This is a genomic window from Gracilibacillus sp. JCM 18860 (assembly GCF_055395245.1).
In genome coordinates this window covers 3236218-3252890 of sequence record NZ_AP043868.1, presented here as the reverse complement: position 1 = coordinate 3252890, position 16673 = coordinate 3236218, and the positions used below count along the sequence as shown (strand labels likewise).

Below are 16673 nucleotides of genomic sequence, written 5' to 3'. Positions count from 1 at the left end.
ATATTGTAGGAGGTGTGTGTCATGGCGAAAGATGTAAAATGCGAGGTTAACAACTGTAAGTACTGGGCAGAAGGTAACAGATGTCATGCTAATATGATCTATGTCGTTAGTCATACTGGAAAGCAGGCGAAGAATGAGAAAGAAACCGACTGCCAAACCTTCGAACCAACCGTCTAAGCAGACCTTCTTTAATGACCACAGCTAACCATGGTGGTTAGCTGTGGTTCACCGTTATTTCATCTTTTCAGGTAATGTGACAATGGACTCGATTAATGTATTCAGCTTTGTTTCGATTCGATGTAACAGATAAAATGTTACCGCAACAGGAAACCCCACGTCTGTGATTAATGACATCCATGTTTGGTCCACTTTATTCGCTCCTTTCCATGCTATCATAAAAGGAGAGCCTCCTTATTAGCGACTCCCCTTTTCCTTCTTAGAGTTCAATTTCGGTTACATTACGCTCAACCACTCGTGCGCTTTTCTTCCCTACTAAATCCCCACCTGAGGAGAAAAATGCATTCTGTGCAATTACAGCATCCATTGCTGTATTGACTGCTGCAGGATCAACTGGTTCAACAGGCGCATCCAGTGAGATGGTTACTGTTTTTCCCTCTTCATTTTCAAATTTTAATTCGATCGTTTTCAAGGCCTTCACCTCCCTGTCTTTATTTTTTTTAATGGATTACTCAGCTGTAATCAGTTCCGTGTCATTACGTTTGATGGAAAATAACGTAAGCTGCTGAAGTGGAACTAAAGCTTCCGTTATTGCTAGCAATTGATCTGCAGTAGCGTCAAGCTTCACATTGTTGAAGGAACGCGTTTTGTAAGTGGTTTCTCCACTCACAGGATCAATGCCATCTTCAAAAACAAGCTGCAATCTAGAATCTATTCTTTCTGTCGCTGCCATGCTCTCACCTCCCTTCACTTCTATAATCCAAATTGGGAGGTGTGAGGTATCGTTTTTTGAAAAAATTTTTTTGGGGTGATCATGATGTTCATAAAAAATGTAGTAGAAAAACCGATTACGATAGCCTTGTTAGAAGCACTGATTTATCGTCTAAAACAACCTCCCCCCAGATTGGAAGCAATGCTAAAAGGTCTAAATCAAGGATTCCGAGCTGAAAGAGAGTTGCTCTATTACTTAGAACGAGCTCGTGTATTTAAAGAGGACGTCTTCCTCCTTCATGATCTACGCCTTCCTGCGAACGGATCCACTTTTTTTCAAATCGACTTCCTCCTTCTTACCCCTCTGTGTGCTTTTATACTAGAGGTCAAAAGTCAGCCACATTACTTTATCTTTAATCCAGCTGCCAATCAATTTCGACTAAAGAACAATGCTGGTAATCTTGTGTCAGGTAATGATCCAATTGCTCAAGTAGAAGAACAAGTCGACCAGCTAAGATGGTGGATAGCTGAATATGGGATCGATCATTATCCCATCTACGGAATTGCCGCATTAGCCAATCCAAGATCTACTGTTATAGCTAAATCAAACCCTGAACAAATCCATCAAAAAATTATGCATTTTCCTTATTTGAAGAAACGAATGAAAATTATTCAAACAGAAGACCCTAAATCAAAGGTAAGTATACCCCATTTGAAAAGATTAGCTCATGCACTAGCAAATGCCCACTGTCCCCCAAGATATAATTGGTGCGAATATTTTGAAGTAAACACTAAAGATATTCAGCCCGGTGTAATTTGCCCTAATTGTTTTCGAATCGGCATGCAGAGAAAAAGGTACAGCTGGTACTGTAACAGCTGTCACCATATTAGTAAGAATGCACATCATGATGCCTTTAGAGATTTTTTCTCCTTTTTCAAACCTAGCATCACAAATAAGGAAGCCCGTTGGTGGCTTCAGCTCGATAATCGATTTACCACACATGCGATTTTGAAAAATATGAATTTGGAAAGTAGTGGAGAAACACGGGGAAGAGTGTATTATCCTAACTTACAAACACGAAGATGAAGACACAATACCGAGAAGGAGCACACATAATTAATCGATGAAATCACAATAGCGATTGCCACGACACTATATTTAAGGTTGAACTCACATTACGAGGTGTTCAGGGCACAATAACTACCATCACGACACATTATCGGGAGATAAGCCCACAATATATTCACACATTCTCGTCTCTATTTGTGGGTTCAACTCAGCTTATTGTGCGTCCCTATTTCCGATAGTGAGTTCAACTTAATTTATTGTAATTTCACGTCTACATATTGTGAGTTCATCCCAATTAATTGTTAGCTCATCTTCATTTATGGTGAGTTTATATTCGTTAAAGTGAACACACACTCGTCAGTAAAATGGAAAAGCACCCACCTAAGTGGATGCCTTCCTTCTATTTATTCAAGTTCATCAATTGAGGTAATTCACCTTTTAATTGGTTCAGTACTTCTTCTAATGAAGCACCGTTTGTCCCTTTTTCGTATGCTTTTTGCATAATTTTTTGCAACAATTGACGCTCTTTATCTATTTGGTTCAATTGAATATCCTCCTGAGATATTTCTATTCATAATTATGCATTATAGCATATAATCAATAGTAGAAGTGTGTAATTATGTTGTAAATTATTACAATATAATTACATTAATAGAAAAATAGTTTATCATGCATTGCCAATTACTCTATCTTTCTTTATAATAGACAAAGTTAGTGAAATTTTGACTTTTATTTTAATTAAGGGGAATTGCTTATGAAACGCAAGCAATTGCGTGTTAAAAAGAAAAGAAAAAAGAGAATAAAATTTATAGTCACAACAATTTTAGCTATCCTTGTAGTTGGAATCGGTTTAGGAGCATATGTGTTGACACAGGCTTATCAGGCAGCTGATAAAACCTATGAGCCTTTGGAAAGAGGAGAGAAATCGAAGCTTCGAGAGGAAGCTGTTACGGTAAGTAAAGATCCAATCTCTATTCTTTTAATGGGTGTTGAGGATTATTCGACAGGTGGAGAACACGGCAGATCAGATACGATGATGGTAGCCACCTTTAATCCCGAGGATGAGAAGCTCAAGCTTTTAAGTATCCCTCGTGATAGTTATGTAGACATACCTGAAAATGGACAGGACAAAATCAATCATTCCTTTGCATTTGGTGGAAAGGAATTGACAATCCAGACAGTGGAGGACCTTCTAAATATTCCAATTGATTACTATGCAACAGTCAACTTTGAAGGGTTCAAAAACATTGTCGATACTTTAGGTGGTATTACCGTAGATGTTCCATTTGACTTCGAACAAAACAGTGATGATCGCGTAGCAGAAAAGCTACAATTTTACGAAGGGGAAATGGAACTTGACGGTCGCTATGCTCTAGCATATGCACGCATGCGTTACGAGGATCCTCGAGGAGATATCGGACGTAATGAACGTCAAAAGGAAGTAGTCCAAGCGATTATTAAGGAATTAGCTTCTCCATCAACCTTAACAAAGGTGGATGATCTTGCAGAAGACCTTGGCACAAACATTGAAACCAATATGAAATTCAGTGATGCATTGAACTTCCTGAAAAAATATAAAAACTTCGATACATCTAATATTGATCAATTGAAATTAGAAGGTGCCAGTGATTATCTTGGTAAAATCTCTTACTACTTCATTGATGAGCAATCTTTAGCAGAGGTACAACACGAACTTAGAGTCCATTTAGGGCTAGAAGAACCAACGACAACCGATTCTACTACTTCAGATATGAACGAACAGCAGACAAATGAGTATCCGAACGAAAATTCAGGATATCAAGAAGAGCCAGCAACCTACTAGTTGCTGGCTCTCTCTATTATATATTCTCTTTTTTACCCGCTAGCTTCCTTAAGCCATTGAGTATTGGCTGTTGACCGTTTAATACGATTCCAGACAGTTCAGCGATAATCTGTATGCCAAGAGTTATCAAAGCAATAATGATAAGTGATGTAAGCATGGTTGCACTACTAAATACAATGGCCATTACACCAAAAAATCCGCTAAAGGCATAAATGATTAACACCGCTGTTTGGTGGCTATATCCCATCTCAATTAAACGATAATGAATGTGCTTGCGATCTGCTTGTCCGATGCTTTGCTTATTAATGAGCCTTCGAATAATCGCAAAAATCGTATCAAAAATCGGAACCGCTATAATGATAATCGGGATAATAAAACTGAACAAGGCAACATTTTTAAATAGCCCGAGCATCGAGATAACAGATATCGAGTAGCCAAGAAACAATGCCCCTGTATCTCCCATAAAGATTTTTGCGGGATAAAAATTATGATAAAGGAAGCCTAAACAGCTTCCTACTACAATAATACTTAAATAGACGACAATAATACTATAATCCATAATCGCGATAATAAGTATGCTCGTTAGTCCTATCGCAGATACACCTGCCGCTAAACCATCCAACCCGTCGATAAGGTTAATGGCATTCGTCACTCCGACAATCCACAAAATCGTTAAAATAAAACCAAATTGCGTAAGTTCTACAGTTCCCATAAAGGGTATCGTTAATTTATCTATCACTAATCCAGAAGACACGACAACGATTGCCGCAGCAAGCTGTCCAATTAGCTTCTGGTAAGGCTTTAAACAAATCAAATCATCCAATAATCCTGTTATCGCAATAATTAACCCACCAATAATAATTTCCAGCATATGAGGATGCTGAGGCTGAAGATAGATTAAACCCGCCACTACACCAAGTATAATCGCTAGACCGCCTATTCTTGCCTTAGTACCTTCATGTTGTTTACGACCTTCTGGTGCATCTATTGCATTTATTTTTATTGCGAGCCTTCTAATAAGTGGAGTTATTCCAAATGCTACAATAGCCGAAATCAAGAAAGCTATAATTAACTCCGTTATATTAAACATTCTATACACCTACTTGGTTAAAATGTACTGACTTTCCATTTATAAGTTATTACTACTATAATCGATTCTAAAATAAGTATTCCTAAAAAGTTCCGTCAATATCTTATTTTATCACATTTATAGTATTTGTCACTTACTTATTGTATTTGAGGGTTGAAGGGAAATAAGTTTTTAACATTTTCATTAAATAAGTCCATAGCACGAGAAAGAGGCTAGGGACTTAGTATTTAATCAAATGGTGTAGTTTTCCTTCGGTTCTTTTCAATATGTGTGGAGATTGAATTTTAGTAAGGTCCTTGCTCCAATGTCATTTATAATTTTTCTGCGACTTATATAATAAAGTTATCTCCGTGCCTAACTATAGCTTTCTCAATAGGCGGAAAGTATTGGCACTTTACTTAGCATCCGTAATCATTTCTTTATAAACTCTTACTACTTGATTGACATCCCCTAATTCAGACATATAATGTAAATCCATACTACTTAATACACTACCTCTCTCGTAAATTGCCCATATTTTTTTATCGCTACCTAAATAGTCACTTAATTTAGATGGTAAGAATGGATTTATAGGTAATTCATCTTTCGTTACTGCATCATTAACAACTAAACAGTCAAATTTAGTTGTAAGATTTAAGAATTCGAGAAAATTGACATAACTATTCACAGCTATATTATAGCGAGAATCATATTTTTGAATGTTCTCTTGTAGTTCATCCGGTTTAGATGTAAATATATGCAGTTTAAAGTTGTTGCGAACATTGCCCTCAAGCCTGTCCAAGCCTTCGAATAACTCATTCAAATTCCTAGTCTTATAAAAATTACCAAAATATGCAATGTTTATTTTCGATTCATCTAATGAATAGTTACTCTTATACATTGTATAAAAATCTTCTGGTAATGTCGGGTGTCTATCTATTTTTACTTTCTCTAAAATAATATTTTTAATTTTTTTTACAGGAAATTTATCCATCATATAATTTAATTGATTCTCATTGGTGAAAACTAATTCATCTGCAAATAAATATGGTAAATATTCACACCAGAAAAATAAGTTATCATTTTTGACTTTCGGTAATTTAAATCTTTTCTTTGTTATTTTTTGCACATTCCGCAAAAATTTTTTTGAATCAATGGAAGCATATCTTTCTTTACCATGTATGTCATATAGTATTGGATCAGAGAATTCCGCAATCCATTTAATGTTAGGATGAAGCCTTTTAAATAAATATGCTAAAAAGTGTGAGCCTGGCCATAAAGCTCTACTATATACCTCATTATATTGTTTTTCACTGCTAATTTTCCTCAAGCCTTCTTCACAAAAATCATTTATTGGTTTCCATGAGGAAAAACTAGAGTAGGATGATATCTCTATTCTTTCTTCAATCAAATCCTCCACTAGTATATTAGTATTGTCATCTTTTACTCTCACTCTATCCATTTCATTATAAACAACATCAACCACTTCTCCTGAATTTCTAATGCGTTTTGCCATTACATTTGCACTAGTGTCTATATACGGTGGAAAACAATAAGAAATAATCAATTTATTCGCCTGACCACGATTAATAATATGATAAGGGAAGTAAGACAGCTGTTTTTCTCTTATAGTATCAAACACTTTCTTTCTTTCGTTTGAATTTATTTCTAAATAACTTTTAACAAAAGATGATTGTGCATTAATCTTACTTATTATAAAATCGAACTCTTCATTTTGATACGATTTCATCTCCCTAAGCAGATCATTTAAAAGCTTAATCACACGAAGCCTATCATTTACATTAAATTCAAAGCTCATTTGTTTTCTAGAGACAGAATTATCTCTTATTAATCTGTAATAGTATACTTGCTCTCTAGCAGGTATCACATAAACATTCATGTAGTTCTTAACAAAAAATTCGGTAAAAAAAACTATATCCTCACCATTTTTTAGAGCTTCATTATATCGAAGATTATTTAATTTAATGGTGGGGATTAATTTGCATGCATTTATCGTAAGAACCATATTTAAGTCTGAAAAAGCATTTATCTCTTTTTCCAACACACTTTTAATTTGATTGTTAATAGGATTATCATAATTTTTATTGTTATTTTGATCGACATCTACTATTTGTGAAATTACTACTGTATCATAATCTGCATATTGATACATTTTTTCTAAATAATTTTCAGATAGATAATCGTCATCATCTAAGAACAAAATAAATTCTCTATTTGCATTGTCTAGTGCAATATTTCTTGCGATGGAAGCGTTGGCAATTGATGATTCATAAACATATATATTATTCATTTCGTGATTTTCTTTAAATTGGTTGATAACCTCAAGTGTTAAACTAGATTCACCATTGAGTACAATTATTATATCAAATAAATCTTTATCCATTGTTTGATTCTCTAAGGACTTTAAACAATTAATTATCACATTTTGGCCTTGATAAGAAGGTACAATTACAGTTATACCTTTTTTATATTTCTCGTAGTTACTAAAATTTTTCCTTAATATACTGTTATCGTCTCTTTTATATTCTTTTTTTAAGCTTGAGAGATAGTCCAGTATCTCTTTATTCTGCTGCTGTCTTTTTATATTTTCTTGTTGTAGATTTACAATTTTTAATTTATCCATCATTTTTATTACTCCCCAGCAAAACAGTTATTTACTTTTATTCTTAAACTTCCAATAATTAATTGTTAATTTGCCCAATTTTGAATTTCTAAGTGCAGAATATCTATTTTCAAGCCTCTTTATTTGTTGTTTCAGCCTATTTTTTTCATTTGTTACTGTCAGCAAATCAGAGAGAATATTCTCTTCTCTTTTCAAACTTTCCTGCAATTCTTTACTTAAACTTTCCGTATTTTGTATTAATTTATATATTGTTGGATCGTTTATTTCTTTTTCTTCAAATTTAATATCATTTAAATATCTTGCATCAGCATTCTTATTTGCCGTAACAAGTGTTTTTAGTTCTTTATTAATAACCTTTAATAACCCTTCATTTATCATTCTTTCTTCTTGTAACTGTTTTTTATAATATTCCATGGTATTATCCGATTCTTTTTGTTGTTGCTGACTCTTTTGAGAGGTTTCCTTACTTATATGGTTTTGCATATTTTTGATTCTGTTAATGTATTCTCTCTCTACAAAGTAAAAAGCATCTTCAAGTTTTGTAATTAATTCTTCACTGAAAGAATGATGTTCAGAAATATCCGAGTTTTTCTTTGAACATATAACCCCTGTCCATTTTCCAAGAAATTCAACTTCATTGATCGAAAAAAATTCACCCAAATGATTATTTAATTGCACTAAATAGTACGTTCTTTTATGATCTATGAAGTCATTTATTCCAAATGGTACGGTTACTATGAGTTTGCCGTCAGTGGATAAATGATTACAGATTTTGTTCATAAAACTGTGTGGATCTGCAATATGTTCTAGCACTTCAGTGAGCAAGATTGTATGATAATCTTTATCTAATTGATCATCTGTCATAAAATTAGCCACTTTAAAATTGATTAGATCCTTTACAGAATTATGTTCTTTTTCTAATTGCTCGTTTGCATAATTTATAGAGTCTTGTTCTATATCGATAGCATCTACTTTTTTACCTTCACGTCCAAGAATAATAGGTACTATTCCTTGCGATGTTCCGATATCTAAAACTTTGTTTCCGCTTACTCTATTAACGATCCAGTTAATTCTATTTCTTGTTTTAACACCGAAATCTTCCCCTAAATTTCCTTTATAAGCTTCAGCAATTCTATCTAAAATTTTTTCCAATTTAGTCACCCTTGTATAATTATTCAAATTAATTATAATCAACATACTAAGTATATCAATTAGATAATTTGTTTACAATCCTTGACATTTATCAGCTTCGAAGAGTGTTATATGTTTATCATCAGCACTAATTGTTAATTTATCCTATTTTTCAGAAACAACACATTATTTCTTATTAAAAAACCTAAGTCCATTTTATTCGGCTTAGGTTGATGTGAAAGATTGCTTATTTATTTTTTATTTTCCAATATTTTAATTGAATTCTTCCTAATTTGGATTTTGCTAAAGCATTATATTTACTTTGAAGTGTCATATATTTTTTGTTTAATTGTGAAGAATCACTTCTACTCTGTTCTGATTGCACATTATCTGCAATCGATAGTTGTGTCTTCAGAGATGTTGGTTTAAAGTAATTATTCTTACTTGTTGCATTCTGATCGTTCACACGAATGGCAATATTATTAATTACATCAATATTAAAGTTTTTATAGTAATTTTCATAAAAACTTTTATCATTATCATTCACAAAGAGAAACAATATACCACCTATTTGTTCTATATCAAAAATTTCACCTTGTTCACTGATTCCTTCTAAAACCTTAAATATATTCTTATGCTCTTTAGTGTTTGAAATATATAAGTGTTTACCGTTATCCAAATCGTATTTATATATTTGATCTAGTTGAATAGTCGTTATAATATTTTCCGTGTCCGTATCGCTAATTTCTAAACCTTTTTCTTTTAAGACTTCCTTAACTTTGTCCTTAATTAGATATGGTAATAAATTATTCAATATCTCTGAAAAAGTAAACTTTTTACTTCCTTCAAACATAATTCTTGCCGCTTTTTCGTATACACTTGGATCTTCCATCGCTTGTTTCACAACATGGATATAATCATCTAAGGTTTCTGCATATAAAGGATATTCTTCACCGAATATTTTTTTATGCATTGGCGTAGGATTTAACACCACGGCCTTCCCTAATGTTCCATATTCAAGAAGTTTTGTCGACAATTCCAAGCTTGTATCCATGGAAGTGTCTCGCCAAGTAATTCCGATGTCACTTGCCATAATTAATTGTCTTGCTTCATCTCTAGAAACAGCTCCATACCAAGTTAAATTTTTGGTCGATTTTAATAAATATTTTAAATCTTTAACATAGTTTGGATTATTCTTATCAACATTAAATTTATCTCCAGCAACTTCTAATGTTGCTTCTGGGATATCCTCTTTTAATTCTTTAAAACCCACTACCATCGGGATAGAGTTCCAGCCTTTATCAAACTTCCCAGTATAACACAATTTATAATACTTACTTTTTTTATTAAATATATCCTCAAATTCATCCACTGTATCTGGAACCATAGGATTAAGTGGGATGATTTTATCCTCAAAAAGTTCCTTATCCATTTTTGTTAAAAGGAATTCTTTCATTTCTTCTGTTTGACAAAGGATGTATGCATCTAATTCCCTTAAGCGTTGAAATTCAGTTAACTTACTACTTGTTACTTCTTGTGTAGAGTCCGTAATCCCCGTCATATAAACCATGGATTTACTTATAATATTTGGATTTACATCAATTAATTTTATTGCTACTTCTATACCTCTAATAATAAACCAATCATAATCCTTCTTAGCCCAATAATAATTAATTACCTCACTAGCTTCCAAATAGCTCATTCTATTTTTATTCTTCCATGAATATTCGCTCTCCGAAAGGTCACTATCATCATAAGGACAAATTATATTAACATTATCCAATTCGTAGAGTGGTTGTAGTAAAAGATCTCTTCTGATTGGATTTGCAAGTACAAGGTCAACATTAATGTTTGGATTTTTGGATAGCATTGTTGCAAAACTTGATATAAATACAGCCGATCCATCCATAACATTCATGTTTATATAGCCAAATAATAGAATATTTATACGGTTATTTTTTTTTTTAATAGTTGTCATTTAAACTTCCCCCGACTCACTTTATTATGCTTTTGAGTTTCTTCTTAAAGTTTATATATTTCAACGTGAGCTTTCCTAACCATGTTACCTTTACCCGATGTTCAAATAATTTGTATTTTCTTAAATCCAATTCCAATTCTTTTATTCGTTTGTATGTTCTCTCATCCATTGGTGCTTCTTTTTCCAATAAATCCACAGTTAGTTTCATCATTTTATACATTTGATCTTCTAATTCGTCATACATCAATCTCCAATACTCTGCATCCTGTACCGATTGATGGAATTCATTCTTTTGCTCTTCTTTTTGGATAGTCAAGACAAAATCAACTCCAATTCTTTATTTATTACTACCTCTTGACTACATTTTTTCTCTATGCTGTCAGATGCATTTTTTGATAATTTATTAAATAAGGAGCTATTAAAAAATAATCTCTCGATCATATCCGCTAAATCTACTGGATCTTCTGGTTTGGCTAATAAACCCGAATAATTGTGCGTTACAAACTCAGGAATAGCGGTAATATCAGATGAAATTGGAACTAGTCCACTCGACATTGCCTCACACATCGAAACACCTTGTGAGTCTAATCTTGTTGGACATAAGAATATTCCATATTCTTTGTGTAATTCAGAAATTTCATTCTGGTTTAAGAAAGATTTATGGAGTGTGACATTTTCGAAATTTCTTAAAGGTAGTAAAGTCTTTTCAAAAAGTTTACCTTCACCATAAAAGGCAAACTCAAGACGATCAAAATACGGTCTCTTAGACAATTCTAAGACGGCATCTACGGATTGATCATTAGCATACTTATGAGAAGCGTAAGGTCTAATAGAAAGCACCTTAAATCTTTGTTTTTCTGATTTCTCTTGATAATTGAACAAGTCAGAGTCAACTATATTTGGGATAATGGACGCATTTTGACTCACTGCTCTTGCATCACACTCTGCAATATGTTCTTTGAACCATTTAGACACATGAACAAATTGAAGGTTCAATTCCTTGGTTTGATATAGCCAATTCATTAATTTTAGTTGATTCTCATAAAAAGAATCCTTCATTTGAAGTATTCTTTTCAAATCATCTTTACTACTCATAAAATTAAACCATCGGCGGTGCCAAGCTTCTGCTTCAAATCCGTGCACCCAGATAATAATAGGCACATCTTGTGCAGAATCCATTATAGCATCAATCATATCTTGAGAAACGAAGTGTATAAGAATCTTACTATATTTTGTCTCTGATAGTGTTGCATATAAGTCACTTTTTAGACCTCTGGATACGTGTACACCATCAAAAGTGTATTCTTCAAAAGTTTGAAAGGCTCCATGTAATACAAAAACTTCTACATCGAGACCTTTTGCTTGGTATGCTTTTACTCTTCTATGAATAAAACCATTTCTATATAATTGATCCTCATGAGGATACGCATTAGTTATAATTAAATATTTATTGTTCTTATCTTTGTTGTCCTGATCATTTTCTATTAACGAACTCATGTTTACCTCCAAGTTAGTTCAAACTATAATCACTCGAAATTATATCATATTAAAAATAGTTTTACACTATTTTATTAACTTCTGTACATAAAAATTAATATCGAATCTTTAAAAAGATTCGATATTAATGAGTAAGTAGTATTACTTAAAAGACGGGATATCCAAATGCATATTGTAATTATCTAATAGGTCAAATGTTTTACTTATCCTATTAACCTGCTTGTAAGCCCATCCGATATCAGTTGCATATTGATGTGGTGAATTGCTTTCACCAACAAAGAAACCAGGATTCCATTTCATCTTATAGAGGGTGTTTTGTTTATAGACACTACTTTTAATAAAGTCAGTACTTATAAACTTTGCACCACCATAAATTGCTTTATCTACATTAGTCCAACCAGCATTAAAGGCATATTCTGCTCCACATCGTTTTGCACACCCATCGTATGCCCCTATGCCATAAACATTATAAACTACACTATCTGGCTTTTCTGCTGTAGTAGCTAACCTTACTTTAGTAACGCCATCCTCTACAATTGGTTTGCCTGAGCTATTTCTTTCAATCATTACTGGGATACCTGTAGCAAGCTCACTAGTTCCGTTACCAGTTTCTAATAATGAATGAGCAATTAAGTACACTTCATTGATGCCTGCATCTTTTGCTGCATTATAAAAAACTGATTGTTTACCAGTTAGAATACCTTTATTGACTAATAATTTAGCTAATTGAGATGTGCTTGTGTTGGAAAATAAATCCAATCTCAAAAATTGTAACCTTTGTACTGGATTATTAACAAAGTTTTTTGGATTCATATAATAATTCAGTTGATCTTTATCAGCTTTCATCCAGCCACCATAATTATTATATGGATTTTTTATTTTATACCAACTACTGTTCATTGAACTTATTCCAACTACCGTTACCTTTGCTCCTGATTGGATAGTCCCGTATGAATTCCCATTAGGAATATCTCTAACATGTAGGCTTGTTGCATTAACAGTTCCTGTAAAAGGATATCCACTTCCAGATCTCCTAATGTAATCCTTATGAACATATGCATAGGTGTGATCATCTGTTTGTGGATTATAAGTTAACTGTCTATTCACCATATCATTAAGTGAGATGTTATAATTGGTATAGTTATAAACATGATCAGAAACACCAGTCTCATAAAAATATCCAATTCTGTTTCCAATTAATACTCGGTACCAATTACCAACCTTATCAATAATTGGAATGGTTGTACCTTCTTCTACCCTTGCAAAAAGTACCATACCGCTAGTATTATCATAAATTTTCAAACCATTTCTGGCAATTAATTGTGTATTAGAATCCGACAAATTCGTATTCCAATTTGAAGCTGCATTGCTCGAGGAAGGCTGTGTAGATTTACTCCACACATATCCTACTTTATTACCGAATTTTATTTCATGCCAATCACCTTTTGAACCAGTTCTTTTATAAACTTGATTTTCTACTAGGTGGCCTACTTTTTCAAGTGATCCTCCTACATTATGATATACAGGAAGATAGTCTTCGTTTACTCTAAAATAATTTTGGCTAGAAGTAAAATTAAAATTTACCCATTCTTTGTATACATACCCATATCTATTACCGAAAGAAACTTTTATCCAGTTTCCTGCAATTAGCTCATACGGATAAGAATTACCTTTACTTATTTGGCCAATTGGAATCATCTCACCTGAAGTATTATCATATACTACGGTATGGTCTTTAGTTGTAAAAGTCCCACTAGTGTTATTTGGGTTAGCTATAGATGCCATTTCATTTTCATTTGCAGGAATGGTATCATCGGACCAGACATAGCCTTGCTTATTCCCAAATTGAATTGCATGCCAATTACCTGCAGTTCCTATTCTTTTATATACCTCGTTTTTTCTCAATTCACCAACTTTAACTAAACTACCATTTTTGCTCTCATAAATTGGTAAACTATGAACCGTAACCTCAAAGTAGTTATCTGATGATACAAAATTTGGTTTTACACCGTTCTTATGGATATAGCCCACTCTATTAGCATAATTTACTTTATACCAGTTTCCAGCCTCACTAATAACTGGAAAATTGATGTTCTTAACTAACATTCCATAGGGTACTAGAGAACCGCTAGTGTTGTCATAAATAACCGCATTATTAGTCGTTGTTATGGTTCGATCACCATAATAATTACTGTTAGTAAAATTCTTTGGGAGATTACCACTAAATGGTGAAGTAGAATCCTTCCAAACATAACCTGATTGACCACCAAAATCTATAATGTGCCAATTACTTAAAGAACCAGTTCTTTTGTACACTTGACCTTCTCTTAATTCTGCCTGTTTAATCAAATTACCATTCTTATTAATATATACAGGTAAACTATAGACATTTACTTTAAAGTAATTTGTAGTAGATTGTGTCCAAATATCAACACTTTTAGCAGAGAAGGTACTACTATCCGCTTCCTTTTTTTCGGAAGTAGTGGAACTTGATTTATCTTCCTTAGTAATTTGTCCATCCTCTATTGAGTCTTGATTAGAATCATCTTCAACAGAGTTAGTCTCTTGGTTTTTATTCTGAGTGTGATCATCTGATGACGGATCCTCTAGTTCATTTGACGTATTATTTTCTTGTTGCTGTTTTTGATCTTCCTCTGATACCTTCGACTCTTCTTCAACCAATTCCCCTTCACTATTCGATACCTTTTCATTTGGTTGACTAATTTTATAAGGAATACCAGCAATAAATACATATTCAGAGTCTTCTAAACTAAAGACCTCAAAATCTACTTGTTCTTTTAACGTAAATTCTGTTTCATTAAAATGCAATGTCGATTTGCTTTCAACATTTTTCTCAAGAGGTTCAGTATCTAATAGTTGATTAATGAATTCCTTGTCTATACCCAGTTCTTTTGAATCGTTCAGTTTAGTTACCTCATTTGCATCAATACGGAAGGTGTTACCATTAGTTTCAATGAGTAAATGCCCTTCCTCTTCTTGGGCAAATATTAGCGTATCTTTAGGTAAAACAAATAGATCATCAATCGATACTTCTTCTAGTAGTCTATAAAGCTGATACTCTTCTTCCGATTCATTCTGTGTTGATTCGGTGGTAGCAAACGATGGAGTTATCGTACTCAAGACTAGAAAAAGTATTAAAGAACAAGTAATAATTTTCTTTAACACCTGCTTAATCTCCTCCTTTTAAATGTTAATAGTGTGGCTAGTTTTTGTTACTATCTCCTTTGAGGTATTACGGAGAAAGACTCTAACTCGATAAGCGCCTGCCTTTTCAATAGGTAATTCGGAGCAGTCGTTATTACTATAGAGCACTTTCTTTATTACTATATTATCACAATACCAATAGAAAGCATACTCCAAATTTTCACCTATAGAGTCTACTTTTATCTTTGCTTTATTATTGTCAATTTTAAAATCTATGTCTGTTAAATACATTTCTGGGACCTGCGGTATATCTAATACTTTAGATAACTGAACTTTGAAATATTCCGGTGCAAAATACTTCAATTGTGAATGATCTACACCATCTACTAAATCGAAATCGTATGGATAATCTATCTTATCTAGGTAACTAATAAAAGGCTTAATATGAGAATCCTTACGTGAATCTTTTGTCCCAACCATTATCTTGATATTACCTTTAAAACCATTTCTATTATTAAACAATTTATAAATAGTATTATTAAGATAAGTTTCATCGGCATCTAGGTTATTTCCTAAAATATAATCTAACATATCTGGATGAAATCTCTTTAGAAATGTCCCTAAATACAAAGAAGGTGCCAGAGTTATAATATGACCAAATGAATATTTAGCTCCAAAATATAAAGCTGAGTACCCGCCTTTTGACGAACCCATTGAGATAATATTTTTCATTGGTATATTATACTTAGCACATATATTAAGTATAAGAGATATAACCGAATTCTCGATAGAGAAGTCCTTATTCCTACCTAAATAATAGGATCCTTTAGCACCAAAATCATCTAATATAAATAACTTATTTATCGGAATATCTTTAAGGGTGTCAATATAATTATAGTTATACACGTATTCCTTAGAAAAAGCAGAGAAAACTACTACCAAATGATTTGCATGCTGTGCCTCTTTTGCCTGAACAAAATGATACCTAATATCTTGGTTAGATTGAAATACGCTTTCTAATTCACTAGGACTTTTAAGTCTACTATTCAAAAAATCTCTATTCCTAAAGGTAATTTCGGTATGAATTTTGTCTCCAAATAATATGACGGTAAACGAATTTACCGTCGATTCTATATTAACTATTTCTTTACTATTTACATGGATTTCCAATTTCTTGCTATCATCTTTATAAAGTTCTATTATATCCCCTCTAGTATGAATATAATCAAAATCCTTTTCGTCTATTGTAAATCTAATTTCTACATAACTTCTTTGTTCTATTATAAAGTTTGTTTTGTAACCATCATTAATCTCTTCTAAACTTAAAAGCTGTTTAGGTTGATCTTCATTGTGATTCGAATGAAGTTGTACCTCATATTCGATATTCAATTGTTCGAATAATCCCATAAA

15 protein-coding genes are annotated in these 16673 nt (G+C 32.8%); 3 read left to right on the top strand and 12 right to left on the bottom strand.

Annotated elements, in window-relative coordinates; translation table 11 throughout:
• The first annotated feature begins 21 nt into the window (after positions 1–21).
• Positions 22–177 carry a DUF1540 domain-containing protein gene (locus ACZ5R4_RS16430; RefSeq protein ID WP_109985247.1) on the top strand — a complete coding sequence of 52 codons (156 nt, stop codon included), beginning with the start codon at positions 22–24 and terminating at the stop codon, positions 175–177.
• A gap of 54 nt (positions 178–231) precedes the next feature.
• On the opposite strand, the gene ACZ5R4_RS16425 is transcribed toward ACZ5R4_RS16430, so the two are convergent.
• From ACZ5R4_RS16425 to ACZ5R4_RS16415, 3 genes are read right to left on the bottom strand one after another with little or no spacing between them, the layout of a single operon-like run.
• Positions 232–396 carry a YvrJ family protein gene (locus ACZ5R4_RS16425; protein ID WP_054787657.1) on the bottom strand — a complete coding sequence of 55 codons (165 nt, stop codon included), beginning with the start codon at positions 394–396 and terminating at the stop codon, positions 232–234.
• 40 nt (positions 397–436) lie between these two features.
• On the bottom strand, positions 437–649 hold the full coding sequence (locus tag ACZ5R4_RS16420; protein ID WP_054787656.1) for a DUF2922 domain-containing protein: 213 nt from the start codon (positions 647–649) through the stop codon (positions 437–439).
• Positions 650–685: 36 nt separating this feature from the next.
• Positions 686–910 carry a DUF1659 domain-containing protein gene (locus ACZ5R4_RS16415; RefSeq protein ID WP_054787655.1) on the bottom strand — a complete coding sequence of 75 codons (225 nt, stop codon included), beginning with the start codon at positions 908–910 and terminating at the stop codon, positions 686–688.
• Between the two features lie 84 nt (positions 911–994).
• Here ACZ5R4_RS16415 and ACZ5R4_RS16410 point away from each other — a divergent pair, with 84 nt between their 5' ends.
• Positions 995–1975, top strand: a complete 981-nt coding sequence (locus tag ACZ5R4_RS16410; protein WP_464367626.1) for a nuclease-related domain-containing protein — start codon at positions 995–997, stop codon at positions 1973–1975.
• 382 nt (positions 1976–2357) lie between these two features.
• On the opposite strand, the gene ACZ5R4_RS16405 is transcribed toward ACZ5R4_RS16410, so the two are convergent.
• Complete coding sequence (locus tag ACZ5R4_RS16405) at positions 2358–2501, bottom strand: hypothetical protein (RefSeq protein WP_181397623.1); 144 nt, start codon at positions 2499–2501, stop codon at positions 2358–2360.
• A 210-nt stretch (positions 2502–2711) separates the two neighbouring features.
• On the opposite strand from ACZ5R4_RS16405, the gene ACZ5R4_RS16400 reads away from it, so the two are divergent.
• Complete coding sequence (locus tag ACZ5R4_RS16400; RefSeq protein ID WP_109985245.1) at positions 2712–3779, top strand: LCP family protein; 1068 nt, start codon at positions 2712–2714, stop codon at positions 3777–3779.
• Positions 3780–3795: 16 nt separating this feature from the next.
• Here ACZ5R4_RS16400 and ACZ5R4_RS16395 read toward each other — a convergent pair whose 3' ends face one another.
• From ACZ5R4_RS16395 to ACZ5R4_RS16360, 8 genes are all read right to left on the bottom strand, one after another.
• A complete protein-coding gene (locus tag ACZ5R4_RS16395; protein WP_109985244.1) occupies positions 3796–4869 on the bottom strand; it encodes a glycosyltransferase family 4 protein in 1074 nt (357 codons plus the stop codon).
• A 394-nt stretch (positions 4870–5263) separates the two neighbouring features.
• A complete protein-coding gene (locus tag ACZ5R4_RS16390; protein ID WP_464367625.1) occupies positions 5264–7495 on the bottom strand; it encodes a glycosyltransferase in 2232 nt (743 codons plus the stop codon).
• 24 nt (positions 7496–7519) lie between these two features.
• The gene (locus tag ACZ5R4_RS16385; protein ID WP_181397621.1) at positions 7520–8644 is read right to left on the bottom strand and encodes a class I SAM-dependent methyltransferase; all 1125 of its coding nucleotides are present in this window, start codon (positions 8642–8644) and stop codon (positions 7520–7522) included.
• Positions 8645–8870: 226 nt separating this feature from the next.
• Positions 8871–10601, bottom strand: a complete 1731-nt coding sequence (locus ACZ5R4_RS16380) for a glycosyltransferase (protein ID WP_109985241.1) — start codon at positions 10599–10601, stop codon at positions 8871–8873.
• Positions 10602–10617: 16 nt separating this feature from the next.
• The gene (locus ACZ5R4_RS16375) at positions 10618–10917 is read right to left on the bottom strand and encodes a hypothetical protein (protein WP_054787641.1); all 300 of its coding nucleotides are present in this window, start codon (positions 10915–10917) and stop codon (positions 10618–10620) included.
• The gene (locus ACZ5R4_RS16370) at positions 10914–12098 is read right to left on the bottom strand and encodes a glycosyltransferase family 4 protein (protein ID WP_464367624.1); all 1185 of its coding nucleotides are present in this window, start codon (positions 12096–12098) and stop codon (positions 10914–10916) included. The genes ACZ5R4_RS16375 and ACZ5R4_RS16370 overlap by 4 nt, the downstream gene beginning before the upstream one ends.
• A gap of 141 nt (positions 12099–12239) precedes the next feature.
• Positions 12240–15284 (bottom strand): glucosaminidase domain-containing protein, encoded by a 3045-nt coding sequence (locus ACZ5R4_RS16365; RefSeq protein ID WP_464367623.1) that lies wholly within the window; start codon positions 15282–15284, stop codon positions 12240–12242.
• Positions 15285–15302: 18 nt separating this feature from the next.
• Positions 15303–16670: a hypothetical protein gene (locus tag ACZ5R4_RS16360; protein WP_109985238.1), complete on the bottom strand. Its 1368-nt coding sequence runs from the start codon at positions 16668–16670 to the stop codon at positions 15303–15305.
• Positions 16671–16673 lie beyond the last annotated feature (3 nt).